Origin of the sequence: Actinomyces sp. SKVG-SVH-4(1) (assembly GCF_048514265.1) — a bacterium.
GTDB classification, from domain to species: Bacteria; Actinomycetota; Actinomycetes; order Actinomycetales; family Actinomycetaceae; genus Actinomyces; species Actinomyces oris.
In genome coordinates this window covers 18,734-33,573 of the sequence record NZ_JBGEVE010000004.1, presented here as the reverse complement: position 1 = coordinate 33,573, position 14,840 = coordinate 18,734, and the positions used below count along the sequence as shown (strand labels likewise).

General features: G+C 68.2%; 12 protein-coding genes. 8 read left to right on the top strand and 4 right to left on the bottom strand.

All coding sequences use genetic code 11. The annotated features are described in order from the left end of the window. The coding region (locus AB7V09_RS04775) for a pentapeptide repeat-containing protein (RefSeq protein ID WP_419143075.1) at window positions 1-948 on the bottom strand (948 nt) is incomplete at its 3' end. Between the two features lie 373 nt (window positions 949-1,321). On the opposite strand from AB7V09_RS04775, the gene AB7V09_RS04770 reads away from it, so the two are divergent. The 6 genes from AB7V09_RS04770 to AB7V09_RS04745 all read left to right on the top strand — a co-directional run bounded on the left by AB7V09_RS04770 (window position 1,322) and on the right by AB7V09_RS04745 (window position 9,993). Then, window positions 1,322-2,539, top strand: a complete 1,218-nt coding sequence (locus tag AB7V09_RS04770) for a PhoH family protein (protein WP_419143074.1) — start codon at window positions 1,322-1,324, stop codon at window positions 2,537-2,539. After that, a complete protein-coding gene (ybeY, locus tag AB7V09_RS04765) occupies window positions 2,529-2,987 on the top strand; it encodes an rRNA maturation RNase YbeY (RefSeq protein WP_009233916.1) in 459 nt (152 codons plus the stop codon). Before AB7V09_RS04770 ends, ybeY begins: the two co-directional genes overlap by 11 nt. 7 nt (window positions 2,988-2,994) lie before the next feature. Continuing rightward, entirely contained in the window at window positions 2,995-4,281 is a 1,287-nt protein-coding gene (locus AB7V09_RS04760; RefSeq protein ID WP_419143073.1) for a hemolysin family protein, read from the top strand. Beyond that, on the top strand, window positions 4,274-5,539 hold the full coding sequence (gene era / locus AB7V09_RS04755) for a GTPase Era (protein WP_419143072.1): 1,266 nt from the start codon (window positions 4,274-4,276) through the stop codon (window positions 5,537-5,539). Before AB7V09_RS04760 ends, era begins: the two co-directional genes overlap by 8 nt. Before the next feature lie 156 nt (window positions 5,540-5,695). Next, window positions 5,696-9,268 carry a proline dehydrogenase family protein gene (locus AB7V09_RS04750; protein WP_419143071.1) on the top strand — a complete coding sequence of 1,191 codons (3,573 nt, stop codon included), beginning with the start codon at window positions 5,696-5,698 and terminating at the stop codon, window positions 9,266-9,268. Between the two features lie 377 nt (window positions 9,269-9,645). Beyond that, a complete protein-coding gene (locus tag AB7V09_RS04745; RefSeq protein ID WP_419143199.1) occupies window positions 9,646-9,993 on the top strand; it encodes a type II toxin-antitoxin system PemK/MazF family toxin in 348 nt (115 codons plus the stop codon). Between the two features lie 7 nt (window positions 9,994-10,000). Here AB7V09_RS04745 and AB7V09_RS04740 read toward each other — a convergent pair whose 3' ends face one another. From AB7V09_RS04740 to AB7V09_RS04730, 3 genes are read right to left on the bottom strand one after another with little or no spacing between them, the layout of a single operon-like run. Next, window positions 10,001-10,225 carry a helix-turn-helix transcriptional regulator gene (locus AB7V09_RS04740; RefSeq protein ID WP_315065810.1) on the bottom strand — a complete coding sequence of 75 codons (225 nt, stop codon included), beginning with the start codon at window positions 10,223-10,225 and terminating at the stop codon, window positions 10,001-10,003. Between the two features lie 2 nt (window positions 10,226-10,227). Beyond that, window positions 10,228-11,064, bottom strand: a complete 837-nt coding sequence (locus AB7V09_RS04735) for an ABC transporter permease (RefSeq protein WP_419143070.1) — start codon at window positions 11,062-11,064, stop codon at window positions 10,228-10,230. Then, window positions 11,061-11,912 carry an ABC transporter ATP-binding protein gene (locus AB7V09_RS04730; RefSeq protein WP_419143069.1) on the bottom strand — a complete coding sequence of 284 codons (852 nt, stop codon included), beginning with the start codon at window positions 11,910-11,912 and terminating at the stop codon, window positions 11,061-11,063. The genes AB7V09_RS04735 and AB7V09_RS04730 overlap by 4 nt, the downstream gene beginning before the upstream one ends. A gap of 372 nt (window positions 11,913-12,284) precedes the next feature. Between AB7V09_RS04730 and leuA the strand changes: the two genes are divergently transcribed. Further along, window positions 12,285-14,066 carry a 2-isopropylmalate synthase gene (gene leuA, locus AB7V09_RS04725; RefSeq protein WP_419143068.1) on the top strand — a complete coding sequence of 594 codons (1,782 nt, stop codon included), beginning with the start codon at window positions 12,285-12,287 and terminating at the stop codon, window positions 14,064-14,066. Window positions 14,067-14,088: 22 nt separating this feature from the next. Next, the gene (recO, locus tag AB7V09_RS04720; RefSeq protein ID WP_009747607.1) at window positions 14,089-14,838 is read left to right on the top strand and encodes a DNA repair protein RecO; all 750 of its coding nucleotides are present in this window, start codon (window positions 14,089-14,091) and stop codon (window positions 14,836-14,838) included. The last annotated feature ends 2 nt before the right edge of the window (window positions 14,839-14,840 follow it).

Here is a 14,840-nt window from a genome sequence, read left to right as displayed (position 1 = left end):
GCCTCGGAATGTTGCCTCCAATTCAGTGCTCTTAGCGCCCTGATGGAATTGGGCTCCGGTGAAGTTGGCTTGGTGGTAGAAATGGGCCTCGTTGAAGGTGGCTTTGTTGTGGAAGTGTGTGTTTACAAAACTGGCAATTAGATTCGGATCGTTCTTGTGCTGGAACTGGGCTCCGTTGAAGTTGGCTTGGTGGTAGAAATGGGCCTGGTCGAAGTGGGTGTAGGCATCGAAATGAGCGTCGGTGAAATCTGCCTTACCGTGGAACTCGGCTTGACGACAATCGAGACTTGCTATGCAAGCTCCTTGAAAATTGATCGTTTCCTTTAAAATAGCGCCGCGAAGGTCGATGGTATACCGACTCCAAGGGCCTATATTACTGTTGCTGAATGAGTGTGCTGGTGGGGTCAAATGGTTCGATAGCATCGAAAGAACGGCGGACTCTACCGGCTCATCGTTGTCTGACCTAACTGTGCGCAGGTAGCCACAAAGAATTTCGACAGCACGCTTGTTGTAGTCGACTCCATAATTTTCGCTTCCGTAGGTATCTGCGACATCTGCAAGGGCGTAGCATCCTGCAATGCGAACTTGAGGCGATTTGGAGCCCAACTGTTGCACTGCGTCTGCAAGTTTCTTGTCGGCTTCCCCTTCGTTTTGGCGAAGTTCCTCTCGTTCAGTGCTGGCTTGTTCGCGATACTTGATGACAAGGTATCCAACCGCACCTATTCCACCGACTGCTGCGAGTGTGGTTGATAGTAGTTCTTTGAAGATCAGTGGTTTATCGCTTGTCCACCCGGCAAGAAACCGTCCTCCCCATAGCCAGCTTAGTACCGTGTAACAGGCAACACTCAGAAGGGTCCATAATGCAATGGCCAGGAACAAAGACTTCTTGCGTCTGAATGGGAGAAGGATTGCAACGCTTGCGAGTGTACTAAAGTAGATTGCTGCCACCCACGCGTTTCGCGTTTGCCACGCCTTACTTGGGTCAAGAATATACCTACATATAACTGCGTTGGGTATAAGTATAATTGCAAAGGTGACTAAAGTGAGTATGATGTCGGTGAGCAGAGGGTGTGAGTTAATCCAGCGCTTCAGTCTATTTTGGTGGCCTTCGAATATTGTCATTTTGTCTTTCGTGCGGAGTGTGGCGGTGTGCGGTGTCTAGGGTTTTGAAGCGCCTGTATAGGGCCTTCCTCATGTAGGCATGGTGGAAGTTGAGAGATAAATTGGTGGTACTAGGTGGCAGGTAGATGATATCAGCCGCCTAAGTCCTGATGGCCTCAATGAGCTCTTACATTGGTTGACGCAGTACGATCGGAGCACGATGACAGACGCTTCCTCCATGCCCACCGAGCCGACTGCCAGCCAGGCCCCTGCCATCTCTGGCACGTCCGCGGCTCCCCCTGCGCCGCTGACGTCCCGGCCGCTCGGCGCCCCAGCCCAGCCCACCTCCGCTGACCCGGCGGACGTCACGCGCACCCTCACCCTGCCCGAGGACGTCGCCCCGGTGACCCTCCTGGGCGCCCGGGACGAGGTCCTGCGCGCCATTGAGAAGGGCTTCACCGACGTCGACATCCACGTGCGCGGCACCGCCGTCACCGTCTCCGGCCCCGCCGCCCGCGTCGACACCGTCGTCGTCCTGCTCTCCGAGCTCATTGACGTCGCCCGCACCGGCACGCCCCTGACCGCGGACGCCGTCGAGCGCGCCGTCGGCCTGCTGGAGACCGCCGCCCGCCCCACCGAGGTCCTCACCGACGACATCCTCACCTCCCACGGCCGCACCATCCGCCCCAAGTCACTCGGCCAGAAGGCCTACACCGACGCCATCGAGGAATCCACCATCACCTTCGGCATCGGCCCCGCCGGCACCGGCAAGACCTACCTGGCCATGGCCAAGGCCGTCGATGCCCTGGCCCGCAAGCGCGTCTCGCGCATCATCCTCACCCGCCCCGCCGTCGAGGCCGGCGAGAACCTCGGCTTCCTGCCCGGCAGCCTCACCGACAAGATCGACCCCTACCTGCGCCCCCTCTACGACGCCCTCCACGACATGCTCGAGCCCGAGGCCCTGCCCCGCCTCATGGCCGCCGGCACCATCGAGGTCGCGCCCCTGGCCTACATGCGCGGCCGCACCCTCAACGACGCCTTCGTCATCCTCGACGAGGCCCAGAACACCAGTCCCGAGCAGATGAAGATGTTCCTCACCCGCCTCGGCTTCGGCTCACGCATGGTCGTCACCGGAGACATCTCCCAGGTCGACCTGCCCGGCGGACGCGAGTCCGGCCTCATCGTCGTGCGCAAAATCCTCGCTGGCGTCGACGGCATCAGCTTCTGCGAGCTCGGATCGGCCGACGTCGTACGCCACCGCCTCGTGGGCCGCATCATCGAGGCCTACGCCCGCCACGACGCCGAGGTCGCCGCCCAGGACGCCGCCGCCCGACCCGCCGGACCGCCTGGCCGCAGCGGCCGCAACAGCCAGTACCGTCGGGGGAGCAGCAACCGCCCCGCCCGGCCTTACTCGGAGAGGAACCCGCATGACCACTGAGGTCATCAACGAGACCACCACCGTCATCGACGCCGCCGAGTTCGCGGACCTCGCCGACCACGTCCTGACCGCCATGCACGTCAGCCCCGCCGCCGAGCTCAACATCATGTTCATCGACCCCGAGCCCATGGAAGAGCTGCACGTGCGCTGGCTCGACCTGCCCGGCCCCACCGACGTCATGAGCTTCCCCATGGACGAGCTGCGCCCCGGCTCGGCCGACTCGCCCACCCCCGCCGGGACCCTGGGCGACATCGTCCTGTGCCCGCAGGTCGCCGCCAAGCAGGCCCTGGCCGCCGGCCACTCCGCGGTCGAGGAGATGCTCCTGCTCACCGTCCACGGCATCCTCCACCTCCTGGGCTACGACCACGCCGAGCCCGAGGAGAAGAAGGAGATGTTCGACCTCCAGCGCCGTCTCCTGCTGACCTTCCTGGCCGAGCGAGGCAAGTGAGCCCCGCGTGACCGGCATCCCCACCGCCGCGCTCATCGCCTGCGCGGTGATCGTCCTGGCCCTGGGTGCCCTCCTGTCAGCCGGCGAGTCCGCCCTGCTGCGATTCACCCGCGCCGCCGCCGACGACCTCGTTGAGGAGGGCCGCCGCGGAGCCACCCGGGTCCGCCGCCTGGCCGAGCACCGCACCCGGGTCCTGGGCGCCCTCAGCGTCGCCCGCGTCGCCGTCGACATGCTCGCCGCCGTCCTCATCACCCTGGCCGCCTCCGGGCTCGTGCGCGCCTGGTGGCAGGTCCTCGCCCTGGCCCTGTTGGCCAACATCATTCTTCTGGGCGTCGTCGTCGGCTTCTCCCCACGCACCTACGGCCGGCGCAACCCCGCCGCCACCCTGCTTTCCCTGGGCGGCCTGCTCACCTGGGTCGACATCCTGGCCGCCCCCCAGCGCCGCCTCGTCTCCCGCACCCGCCGCCCCGAGTCCGCCCCCACCGACGCCGAGACCCGCGAGGCCGTCAACGAGGACCTACGCGAGATGATCGACGAGATCGGCGAGACCGACACCATCGAGGACGAGGACCGCGAGATGATGCGCTCGGTCGTCGAACTCGGCCAGACCCTCGTGCGCGAGGTTATGGTCCCACGCACCGACATGGTCACCATCGACGCCCACAAGCCCGCCTCCGCCGCCATGCGCCTGTTCATCCGCTCCGGCTACTCACGCGTCCCCGTCATCGGGGAGGACGCCGACGACGTGCGCGGCATCCTCTACCTCAAGGACGTCCTGCGCCGCCTGGCCGCCCACCCCGAGCACGAGGCCCTCGCCGTGGCCGGATTCGCCCGAGACGCCGAGTACGTCCCCGAGATGAAGCCCGCCGACGACCTCCTGCGCGAGATGCAGACCGGCCGCTTCCACATGGCCCTGGCCGTCGACGAGTACGGCGGCACCGCCGGCCTGGTCACCATGGAGGACCTCCTGGAGGAGGTCGTCGGCGAGCTCACCGACGAGCACGACCCCGAGCTGCCCGAGGTCGTCGAAGTCGCCCCCGGCACCTACCGCGTCCCCGCCCGACTCGCCCTGGACGAGCTCGGCGAGCTCTTCGACCTCGAGATCGACGACGACGACGTCGACACCGTCGGCGGCCTGCTCACCAAGGCCATCGGCCGCGTTCCCCTGCCCGGCGCCGCCGGCGACACCCAAGGCGTCCACCTCCAGGCCGAGGAGGCCACCGGCCGCCGCCGCCAGGTCTCCACTATTCTCGCCTCGCGCACCCCCGCCCCCGAAGAGGACACCGATGACTGACACCGCCGACCAGACCGCCCCCGCAGCCCGCGACGACCAGCCCCAGGCCCCCGGGGAGACTCCCGAGGAGCTGCTGGCCGAGCCCCTCGAGATGCCCGCGCCCGGCCCCGCCCCGGCCGGCTTCCGTTTCCCCACCGACGCCGAGCTCATGGACGGCCCCAACCCGCTCACCGACCCCGACGACGAGGATGACGACCCCGACGGCGCTGACGGCTCCGACGACTCCGCCGCCGCCGTCAGGCTGGACGCGGACGGTTTCCCGATCCTGGACGGGGACGACACGGACGAGAGCGCCGACTCTGCGGATTCGGCCCGCGTCGAGATCGTCGTCCCCGACTTCCCCGAGGACTTCCGCGCCGGCTTCGCCTGTATCGTGGGCCGCCCCAACGCCGGCAAGTCCACCCTCACCAACGCCATGGTCGGTGCCAAGATCGCCATCACCTCCGGGCGCCCCCAGACCACCCGCCACAACGTGCGCGGCGTCATCCACAAGGAGAACGCGCAGATCGTCCTGGTCGACACCCCCGGCCTCCATCGCCCCCGCACCCTGCTGGGCAAGCGCCTCAACGACCTGGTGCGCGAGACCCTCGTCGACGTCGACGTCGTCGTCTTCTGCATCCCCGCCAACGAGAAGATCGGCCCCGGCGACCGCTTCATCACCCGTGACCTCGCCGAGCTGCGCACCCCCGTGGTCGCCGTGGTCACCAAGGCCGACACCGTCACCCGAGAGGCCCTGGCCGCCCAGCTCCTGGCCGTCAGTGAGCTGGGGGAGTGGGCCGATATCGTCCCGGTCTCAGCGCAGCGCAACGAGCAGATCGACGTCCTGGAGGAGGTCCTTCTCAAGTACATGCCCCTGTCCCCGCCGCTGTACCCCACCGGTGAGATCACCGACGAGCCCCAGCAGGTCATGATCGCCGAGCTCGTGCGCGAGGCCGCCCTGGAGGGCGTGCGCGACGAGCTGCCCCACTCCCTGGCCGTCGTCGTCGACGAGATCGCCGACCCCGATGACGAGCGCGAGGTCGGCCGCATCAAGGGCGCCGGAGGTCGCCTCCAGGTGCGCGTGAGCCTCGTCGTCGAGCGCGACTCCCAGAAGGCCATCATCATCGGCAAGGGCGGACGGCGCCTCAAGGAGGTGGGCGTCACTGCCCGCAAGGGCATCGAGAAGCTGCTGGGGCGCAAGGTCTACCTCGACCTGCACGTGCGCACCGCCAAGGACTGGCAGTCCGACCCCAAGGCCCTGGCCCGCCTCGGCTTCTGATCCGCTCAACACTGCCAGCGCAGCGGTGCGGACGGCATCTAGGACCAAGGGAACTTGCGACACGTGGCGACTTGGTGTCTGAATCGGTCGCGCACAAGGGGTGCCGTAGCGCACACTTGGAGGGTCCGATGTCATACCGACCTGGAGGCCACACGCATGACGAACACCGCCGTTCCCAGTCAGCCCCGCACCGACTCAGGTAACGCAGAACGCCGCTGCCCCGACGACCTGTGGGCGCTGGGCGAGAAAGCCGTCGCCCGAGCACGCCGGTGGGCTGACGAGTCGGCATCTGAGCCGGTACCGCGCTCAGCCAAGCTCCTTTCCCGCATCCTCTCCGACCCCGAGGGCCTGACCTTCACCACCCGCTTCGTCGACGACGTCGTGCGTCCCACCGACCTCGACGTCGCCAGCACCGCCCTCAAGCGCCTGTCGGCAGGGCGCACCGACTTCCTGCCGCCCGCCCTGGCCGGAGCCATGGGGCTGGGCTCGGCCGCCTCCCGCCTCGCCCCGCGCACCGTCACCGCGGTCGCCCGGCGAGTCTTCCGGGAGATCGTCGGCGACCTCGTCGTCGACGCCACCGACAAGGGACTCGGGCCCGCTCTCGCTCGCCTGCGCAAGGGCGGCAACCGCCTCAACGTCAACCTCCTGGGCGAGGCCGTCCTGGGGGAGAAGGAGGCCTCCCGCCGTCTGGCCGAGGTCTCCCGCCTGGTCACCCGCGAGGACGTCGACTACGTCTCGGTCAAGGTCTCCGCCGTCACCGGCCCCCACAACCCCTGGGGCTTCGAGGAGGTCGTCGCCCACGGCGTCCAGGCCCTCCTGCCCCTCTACCGCCTGGCCCGCGACCACGGCACCTTCCTCAACCTGGACATGGAGGACTACAAGGATCTCGACCTGACCATCGCGGTCTTCACTGCGATCCTCGACCAGGAGGACATGCGCGACTACGAGGCCGGCATCGTCCTGCAGGCCTACCTGCCCGACTCCCTGGGCGCCATGCAGCGCCTCCAGGAGTGGGCCGCCAAGCGTGTCGCCTCCGGCGGCTCTCGCGTCAAGGTCCGCATCGTCAAAGGCGCCAACCTGTCCATGGAGAAGGTCGACGCCGAGATCCACGGCTGGGAGCTGACCACCTGGCCCTCCAAGCAGGCCACCGACACCAACTACAAGCGTATGCTCTCCTGGGCGATGACGCCCGAGCGCACCCGCAACATCCGCCTGGGCGTGGCCGGCCAGAACCTCTTCGACATCGCCTTCGCCTTCGAGCTGCGCGCCGCACGCGGCGTCGAGGACAGCGTCGAGTTCGAGATGCTCTCCGGCATGGCCACCGGTATCCAGGAGGTCGTGCGCCGCGACACCGGACACCTCCTGCTGTACGTGCCCGTCGTCGACCCCCACGAGTTCGACGTCGCCATCTCCTACCTGGTGCGCCGCCTGGAGGAGAACGCGGCGCCGGAGAACTTCATGTCCGGCGTCTTCGACCTGGCCAGCAACGAGCAGATCTTCGCCCGCGAGCGCGACCGCTTCCTGGCGGCCCTGTCCGACCTCGACCCGGACGCCCCGGTGCCGGTGCCCAACCGCACCCAGAACCGGCTCGCCGAGCGGGAGGCGGGCATCCCTGAGGAGAGCGGCACGGTCGCCGAGCGCGCCAGGAGGCCCTTCGTCTCCGAGGCCGACTCCGACCCGGCCCTGGCCGCCAACCGCCAGTGGGCCCGGGACATCGCTGCCGCCATCCCGGGCTCCACGCGGGGCGTGGCCGAGGTGGAGGCCGGCGCCGCCCGCCTGGCCACGAACGCCGACGTGGACTCCCTGGTGGCCGCGACGGCCGAGGCGGCCGGCGTCTGGCAGTCCCTGGACCCGGCCGAGCGGGCCGCCGCCCTGCACCGTGTCGGTGACGTCCTGGCCGCCCGGCGCGCCGAGCTCATCGAGGTCGCCGGCTCCGAGGCCGGCAAGACCATCGACCAGTCCGACCCCGAGGTCAGTGAGGCCATCGACTTCTGCCACCACTACGCCGAGTCCTCGCTGCTCCTGCACGACCCGGAGTACCTGGTCGGGGCCCGCTTCGCCCCGGTGGACGTCACCGTGGTCGCCTCGCCCTGGAACTTCCCGGTGGCCATCCCCACCGGGGGAGTGGCCGCGGCCCTGGCGGCCGGCAGCGCCGTCATCCTCAAGCCCGCCCCGCCGGCCCGACGCTGCGCGGCCGAGCTCGTGCGCGCCTTCCACGACGCCGGGATCCCCGAGGACCTCGTGGTGCTCGCCCCGCTGGAGGACGGAGAGGTCTCACGCCACCTGGTGACCCACAAGGACGTCGACCGCGTCGTCCTCACCGGCTCCTATGACACGGCCCGCCTCTTCCGCTCCTGGAAGCCGGACATGCACCTGCTGGGGGAGACCAGCGGCAAGAACGCCATCATCGTCACCCCCTCGGCCGACCCCGACATCGCCGTGCGCGACGCCGTCTACTCGGCCTTCGCCCACGCCGGCCAGAAGTGCTCGGCCTCCTCCCTGCTGGTCCTGGTCTCCTCGGCCGGCAAGTCCGAGCGCATCGCCCGTCAGCTCGTGGACGCCACTGCCTCCCTGCGGGTGCGCCTGCCGCTGTCGCTGGACTCCCAGATGGGGCCCGTCGTCGTGCCCGACGACGAGAAGGCCGTGCGCGGCCTGACCACTCTGGGGGTCGGTGAGCACTGGGTCCTCAAGCCCCGCTACCTCGGTGACGGTCTGTGGACCCCGGGTATCCGCGCTGGGGTCGTGCCCGGCAGCGAGTTCCACCTCACCGAGTACTTCGCGCCGGTCATCGGCGTTATGCGGGTCGACACGCTCGAGGAGGCCATCGAGGCGGTCAACGCCGTCGACTACGGGCTCACCTCCGGGCTCCAGACCCTCGACGCGGCCGAGCTGGCTGTCTGGCTCGACTCGATCCAGGCCGGCAACATCTACGTCAACCGTGGTATCACCGGGGCCATCGTGCGCCGCCAGCCCTTCGGCGGCTGGAAGCGCTCGGCCATCGGCTCGACGACGAAGGCCGGCGGCCCCTCCTACCTGCTGGGACTGGGGGACGTGGAGCCCGCAGACGGCCAGGGCGTGAAGGAACTGGCGGACCAGGGCACTGCGGCGCTGGATCCGCGCGTGGCGAGCCTGTGCGATGCCGTCAGCGGCCAGCTGGGCGAGGCCGACCTGGCCGGGCTGCGCCGCGCCCTGGTGGCCGACGCCTCCGCCTGGCGGAGCGCCTACGGCGTCAACCGCGACGTCACGGCACTGGCCTGCGAGCGCAATGTCCTGCGCTACCGGCCCACTGACGTGCTCGTGCGCGCCGGGGTGGGAACCGAGCTGGCCGACGTCGTGCGCGTCATGGCGGCCGGTGTGCGGGCCGGTGGGTTCGTCAGCCTGTCCGTGGCCGACCGTCTGCCCCAGCCGCTGCAGAACGCGCTGCAGGCCGCCGGCGTCCAGGTGGCGGTCGAGGACCAGGGAGCCTGGGACGCCCGCCTGGCCGAGCTCTCCGCCTCCGGCGGGCTGGGAACGCGCGTGCGCATCCTCGGCCCGCGTGAGGAGACCTCCGCCGCCCGCTGGAGCCACGCCAGTCGGGTGACCGGCGGAAGCCCCGACATCGCCCTGTACACGGGGGCCGTCACGGCCTGCCCGCACTCCGAGCTGCTGCCCTTCCTGCGTGAGCAGGCAGTGGCCATCACCAACCACCGCTTCGGCACCCCGCTGGACCTGGCCGAGGGCCTCCTGTAGGGCGGTCTGCGCCCAGGCGAAGACACGTAGCCGAACCGAGTAATCGGGTGGTGCCCTCCCTGTCCGGGGAGGGCACCACCCTATTTCGAGTTGCCTGATGAGCCTCGTCGCTCCCTTGCCCCTGATGATGCTACCGGAGTAGCATGCTGGTATGAAGTTAAGCGTGAGCTTGTCGGAGAGTGACCTCATTCTGCTGGACCGATGCGTGGAGCGTGACGGTTTGGCGTCGAGGTCAGCTGGTATTCAGAATGCCATCCGCCTGCTCGGAAATGCTGATCTTCAGGATGCTTACGCTGAGGCCTGGTCCTCCTGGGATGCCTCCGAGGATGCAGCCGTCTGGGATAGTGCGGTCGCTGACGGGATCGATAGAGGTGAGGATGCTACGAGGTGAAATCCGCCTTGTCGATTTTGATCCTTCTGTTGGCAGTGAGGCAAACAAGCGTCGACCTGCGCTCATAGTGAGTAACGACCATGCCAATGCGGCGGCCGCACGTCTTGGTCGTGGTGTGGTGACAGTGGTCCCATTGACCAGCTCAACCTCGCGAGTTCTTCCCTTTCAGGTTTTCCTCCCCTCGGAGGCAACTGGCTTGCCCAAGGACTCCAAGGCTCAGGCGGAGCACGTTCGATCGATTGCCGTGGAGAGAGTCGGCGAGGTTGTCGGCTGGTTACCCAGTGGCCTGATGAAGCTGGTCAATGAGGCTCTGATCCTGCATCTCTCCTTGTGATGGAGTCTCACGTCAGGCGGGGGAACTCCTCCAGGGAGAAGACCGACTCCACGGGCACATCGAAGTAGCGGGCAATGCGCAGGGCCAGGTGCAGCGAGGGTGCGTACTCCCCGCGCTCGAGGTAGCCCACCGTCTGGTAGTGGACGCCGAGGGCCTTGGCCAGCTCACGGCGGCTCACTCGGCGGTCGGTACGTAGGACCGCGATCCGGTTATGGACGACGTCGTCGGACATCGTCACAGGCCGGATTGGGAACGAATGGCGGACTGCATGCGCGCCAGACTACCGATTGTCTCCTTGCGGAAGCTGCGCCGCACGATGAACGAGGCTCCCGCGAAGCCGAGAACTGTCCATACCGTCAGGACCCCGACGGCGAGCACCGGTGAGAAGGCTCGGCCCACCTCCCATGAGGGGTTACCCACCAGCGCCCAGCGGGTCAGGTGTCCCGACCAGTACGTCGGCAGCGCCAGCTGAACCGCCTGTACCCAGGAGGGGAGCCGGTCCATGGGCATGAAGAAACCGCTCGTTCCGATCAGGGCGAACATGGGCAGGTAGGAGGCCATGAAGCTGTAGGCGCCGCGGACGAAGGCGCCCACGAGGAAGCCCAGTGGGGCTGTCGCAACGGCTGACAGCACCATGAGCGGCAGGCAGGCCAGCACCTGGGACGTACTCAGGGGCAGTGCCTCAACGAACAGTGCGCCCCCGAGAAGAATGGCGCTCTGGAAGACGAGGGTCTGAGTGACTGAGGACATTGTCTTACCGATTGCCCACGTCAGCGGACCGTAGGGCAGGACGCGCACCCGCAGCAGGGCGCCACCGATACGGTCGACGTAGGCCTCGCCGGCGATATGGAAGGTGATGAAGCAGCTGATCGTGCCAATGCTGCCGGCGAGGAACATGGGGCCGAAGGCCGCGTGGGCCGCGGTTGCGACCTGGCTGTTCTTGCCGACGATCACGATGGCGCTCACGGAGACCAGCAATGCGACGCTCGACCCGACAATGCCTGCTCGCAGGTCCATGGCGGCTTGGCGACGGGCCGCGCACAGAACTGCCAGAAAGGTGCGAGTGCTCATGAGTGGGCCTCCTTGCTGACGAGGGAGAGGTAGGTCTCCTCCAGGGTGGGGCGGGTGATGGTGAGCCCGGTGATGGCGTCGAGGTCGAGCTCCTTGACGAAGCGCTCCGGGCGGTGGGTGGAGTGGACGTGGTGGGTCCCGTCCTGGACCCAGGTGATCTCAGCGCCGCGATCGAGGCGCTCACGCAGCGCCGTGACCGTGCCGTCGGCGAGGATCCGTCCCTCGTTCATGATGAGCACGCGTGAGGCCAGGTGCTCGGCCTCGGCCAGGTCGTGGGTGGTCATGACGATGGTGGCGTCGTCGTCGACCCGGGCCAGAATGAGATCGTGCAGGCGCGCCTTGGAGACCGGGTCCAGTCCGGTCGTCGGCTCGTCCAGGACGAGGATCTCGGGCGCGGCCATGAGGGCGGCCGCGAAGTCAATGGTGCGTCGCTGCCCACCGGAGAGCCTCGACAGCCGGGAGTCGGCCTTCTCGCTGAGCCCGACGGCGTCGAGCACCTCGTCGACGCTGCTCACCCGGCTCGCCGCGGTCAGCTGGACCGAGCGGATCCACTCCAGCTGGTCCCTCACCCTCCACTTGGCGTGGTCGGTCCAGCTCTGCTGCACCAGCCCGACCCTCGCCCAGAAGTCGGCACCCGCCCGGCGCGGATCGGTGCCGAGCACACGCACCCTGCCGGCGGTCGGGGTCAGAGATCCCAGCAGGTTCTCCACGAGGGTCGTCTTGCCCACGCCGTTGGGGCCGAGCAGGCAGACGACCTCGCCGGCCTCGACCGACAGATCGATGCCGCGCAGCACCGGGGTGTCCCCGTAGGAGAACTCGAGGTTCTCCGTGGTGATGACTGGAGTCATCGCACAAACCCTCCTGAGTAGAAGCGCAACTGAATATAGTAGAGATGCTACATCATGGTGTTGGTGTGCGTCAGAGTGCGAGACATGGCTCGCGGAGGAGCCTCTGCACCCTCTGTCTCACTCTGCGGTCCCACGCGACCCCCTTACCTGACGACGGGTCTTCATCGGGGTAGGGTCTACGCCGTGCGAGCGACTCCAGGCCACCAGGTGAGCCTCCTGCTTAGTCGCCGCGGCGGGGCCTGACAGGCCGGCACCCCGACCGCGGCTGACTCGTCCTGCCCGGCCACGTTCGCGGCTGTGTTCCTCAGGAGTCAGACGAGTCTTCCGGGAACCGCCGTCGAATCACGAAGCACCTCACCCAGGAGAGTCTTGATGCGCAACGCCCGCCCCGCCCCCCAGCAGCCCTCCGGTATGCCGTTCGCCAAGTACCGGCCCTTCCTCGACGTCGTCTCCATCGACCTGCCCGACCGCACCTGGCCGGACAAGCGCATCACCGCCGCCCCCCGCTGGCTGAGCACCGACCTGCGCGACGGCAACCAGTCCCTCATCGAGCCCATGGGCCCCCAGGCCAAGCGAGCCATCTTCGACCTGCTCGTGAGCATGGGCTTCAAGGAGATTGAGATCGGCTTCCCGGCCGCCTCCCAGACCGACTTCGACTTCGTGCGCTCCCTGGTGGACGACGGCGCGATCCCAGAGGACGTCACCATCTCCGTGCTCACCCAGTCGCGCGGCGAGCTCATCGACCGCACCCTGGACGCCTGCATCGGCATCCCACGGGCCACCGTCCACCTCTACAACGCCCTGTCGCCCCTGTTCCGCAACGTCGTCTTCCGCATGGACCGCGACCAGATCCGCGAGCTCGCCGTCGACGGCACCCGCCAGATCATGGCCCGCGCCGAGAAGGTCCTCGACGAGGACACGATCTTCGGCTACGAGTACTCCCCGGAGATCTTCGTCGACACCGAGCTCGACTACAGCCTCGAGGTCTGCCAGGCCGTCATGGACGTGTGGGAGCCCGAGGAGGACCGCGAGATCATCCTCAACCTGCCCGCCACCGTCGAGCGCGCCACCCCCAACGTCTACGCCGACCAGATCGAGTGGATGAGCCGCCACCTGCCCCGGCGTGAGTCCGTGTGCCTGTCCCTGCACAACCACAACGACCGCGGCTCGGGCGTGGCCGCCGCCGAGCTCGGCCTCATGGCCGGCGCCGACCGCGTCGAGGGCTGCCTGTTCGGCCACGGCGAGCGCACCGGCAACGTGGACTTGGTGACCCTGGCCCTCAACCTCTTCAGCCAGGGCGTGGACCCCATGCTCGACCTGTCCGACATCGACGAGGTCCGCCGCACTGTCGAGCGGGCCACTGGCATGGACGTGCCCCCGCGCACCCCCTACGCCGGCGAGCTCGTCTACACCTCCTTCTCCGGCTCCCACCAGGACGCCATCAAGAAGGGCTTCGCGGCGCGCAACACTCAGGTCAGCGCCAAGCAGGCCGAGGGACTGACCGACGCCGAGGCGCAGATCGCCGTCCCCTGGGCCATGCCCTACCTGCCCATCGACCCCCACGACGTGGGCCGCTCCTACGAGGCCGTCGTGCGCGTCAACTCCCAGTCCGGCAAGGGCGGGGTCGCCTACCTGCTGGGCACCACCCGCAAGCTCGAGCTGCCGCGCCGCCTCCAGATCGAGTTCTCCCGCATCGTCCAGCGCCACACCGACACCTACGGCGGCGAGGTCGACGGCGACCGCCTGTGGTCGATCTTCGCCGACGAGTACCTGCCCGCCGCGGCCGCCCCCGAGGCCGAGCTCAGCCGCTGGGGCCGCTTCGAGCTGCGTGGGGCCACCCTGACCTCCACCGGTGATGACGAGGACTCCACCCTCACCGTCACCTTGGTCGACGGCGGGGCGGAGAAGCACCTGACCGCCTCCGGCAACGGCCCCCTGGACGCCTTCGTCACCGCCCTGGAGAGCACGGGCCTGAGCGTGCGGATCCTCGACTATGTCGAGCACGCCCTGAGCGAGGGACGCGACGCGAAGGCCGCCAGCTACGTCGAGTGCGAGGTTGACGGCCAGGTCCTGTGGGGTGTGGGCATCGACCCCTCCATCACCACCTCCTCCTTCAAGGCCGTCATCTCCGCCATCAATCGGGCCCTGCGCTGAGAGGTCGTGAGAGACTGCGCCCGTGACGAGCAGGCTGTACCGGGATGAGGCGATCATCCTGCGCACCTACAAGCTGGGCGAGGCCGACCGCATCATCGTGATGCTCACCCGCCACCACGGACAGGTGCGTGCCGTGGCCAAGGGGGTGCGCCGCACCACCTCCCGCTTCGGCGCCCGCCTGGAACCCTTCTCCATGACCGACGTCCAGCTCCACGCCGGACGCACCCTCGACGTCGTCACCCAGGCAGAGATCATCGACCCCTTCGGCCGAGCCGTGAGCGCCGACTACGCCATGTTCACCTGCGCCTCGACCATGGTGGAGACCGCCGAGCGCCTCAGCGCCGACGACGGAGACCTGGGCACCGAGGCCAGCCCCCAGCAGTACCTGCTGCTGGCCGGGGCCCTGGCCGCCATGTCCCACCGGCGCCACGCCCCCGGGCTCATCCTGGACTCCTACCTGCTGCGGGCCCTGGCCCTGGGGGGCTGGGCGCCGTCGTGCTACGACTGTGCCCTGTGCGGCGCCCCCGGGCCCCACCGGGCCTTCCACATCCAGGCCGGTGGGGCGGTGTGCGAGTCCTGCCGCTCGGCCGGCGCCGTCGAGGTCGAGCCGGCCACGATGGCGCTCCTGGGCGCCCTGCTCTCCGGCGACTGGGCCGTGGCCGACGCCTCTGGTCAACGTGAGCGCTCCCAGGCCTCCGGACTCGTCTCGGCCTACACGACCTGGTACCTGGAGCGGCGCCTGCGCTCCCTCGCACTGGTGGAAAGGGCATAACC

Coding starts and splice junctions, on each gene's coding strand:
- AB7V09_RS04770 (WP_419143074.1), top strand. CDS start 1,322: ATGACAGACGCTTCCTCCATGCCCACCGAGCCGACTGCCAGCCAGGCC.
- AB7V09_RS04730 (WP_419143069.1), bottom strand. CDS start 11,912: ATGACTCCAGTCATCACCACGGAGAACCTCGAGTTCTCCTACGGGGAC.
- AB7V09_RS04750 (WP_419143071.1), top strand. CDS start 5,696: ATGACGAACACCGCCGTTCCCAGTCAGCCCCGCACCGACTCAGGTAAC.
- ybeY (WP_009233916.1), top strand. CDS start 2,529: ATGACCACTGAGGTCATCAACGAGACCACCACCGTCATCGACGCCGCC.
- AB7V09_RS04745 (WP_419143199.1), top strand. CDS start 9,646: ATGCTACGAGGTGAAATCCGCCTTGTCGATTTTGATCCTTCTGTTGGC.
- AB7V09_RS04740 (WP_315065810.1), bottom strand. CDS start 10,225: ATGTCCGACGACGTCGTCCATAACCGGATCGCGGTCCTACGTACCGAC.
- AB7V09_RS04735 (WP_419143070.1), bottom strand. CDS start 11,064: ATGAGCACTCGCACCTTTCTGGCAGTTCTGTGCGCGGCCCGTCGCCAA.
- leuA (WP_419143068.1), top strand. CDS start 12,285: ATGCGCAACGCCCGCCCCGCCCCCCAGCAGCCCTCCGGTATGCCGTTC.
- era (WP_419143072.1), top strand. CDS start 4,274: ATGACTGACACCGCCGACCAGACCGCCCCCGCAGCCCGCGACGACCAG.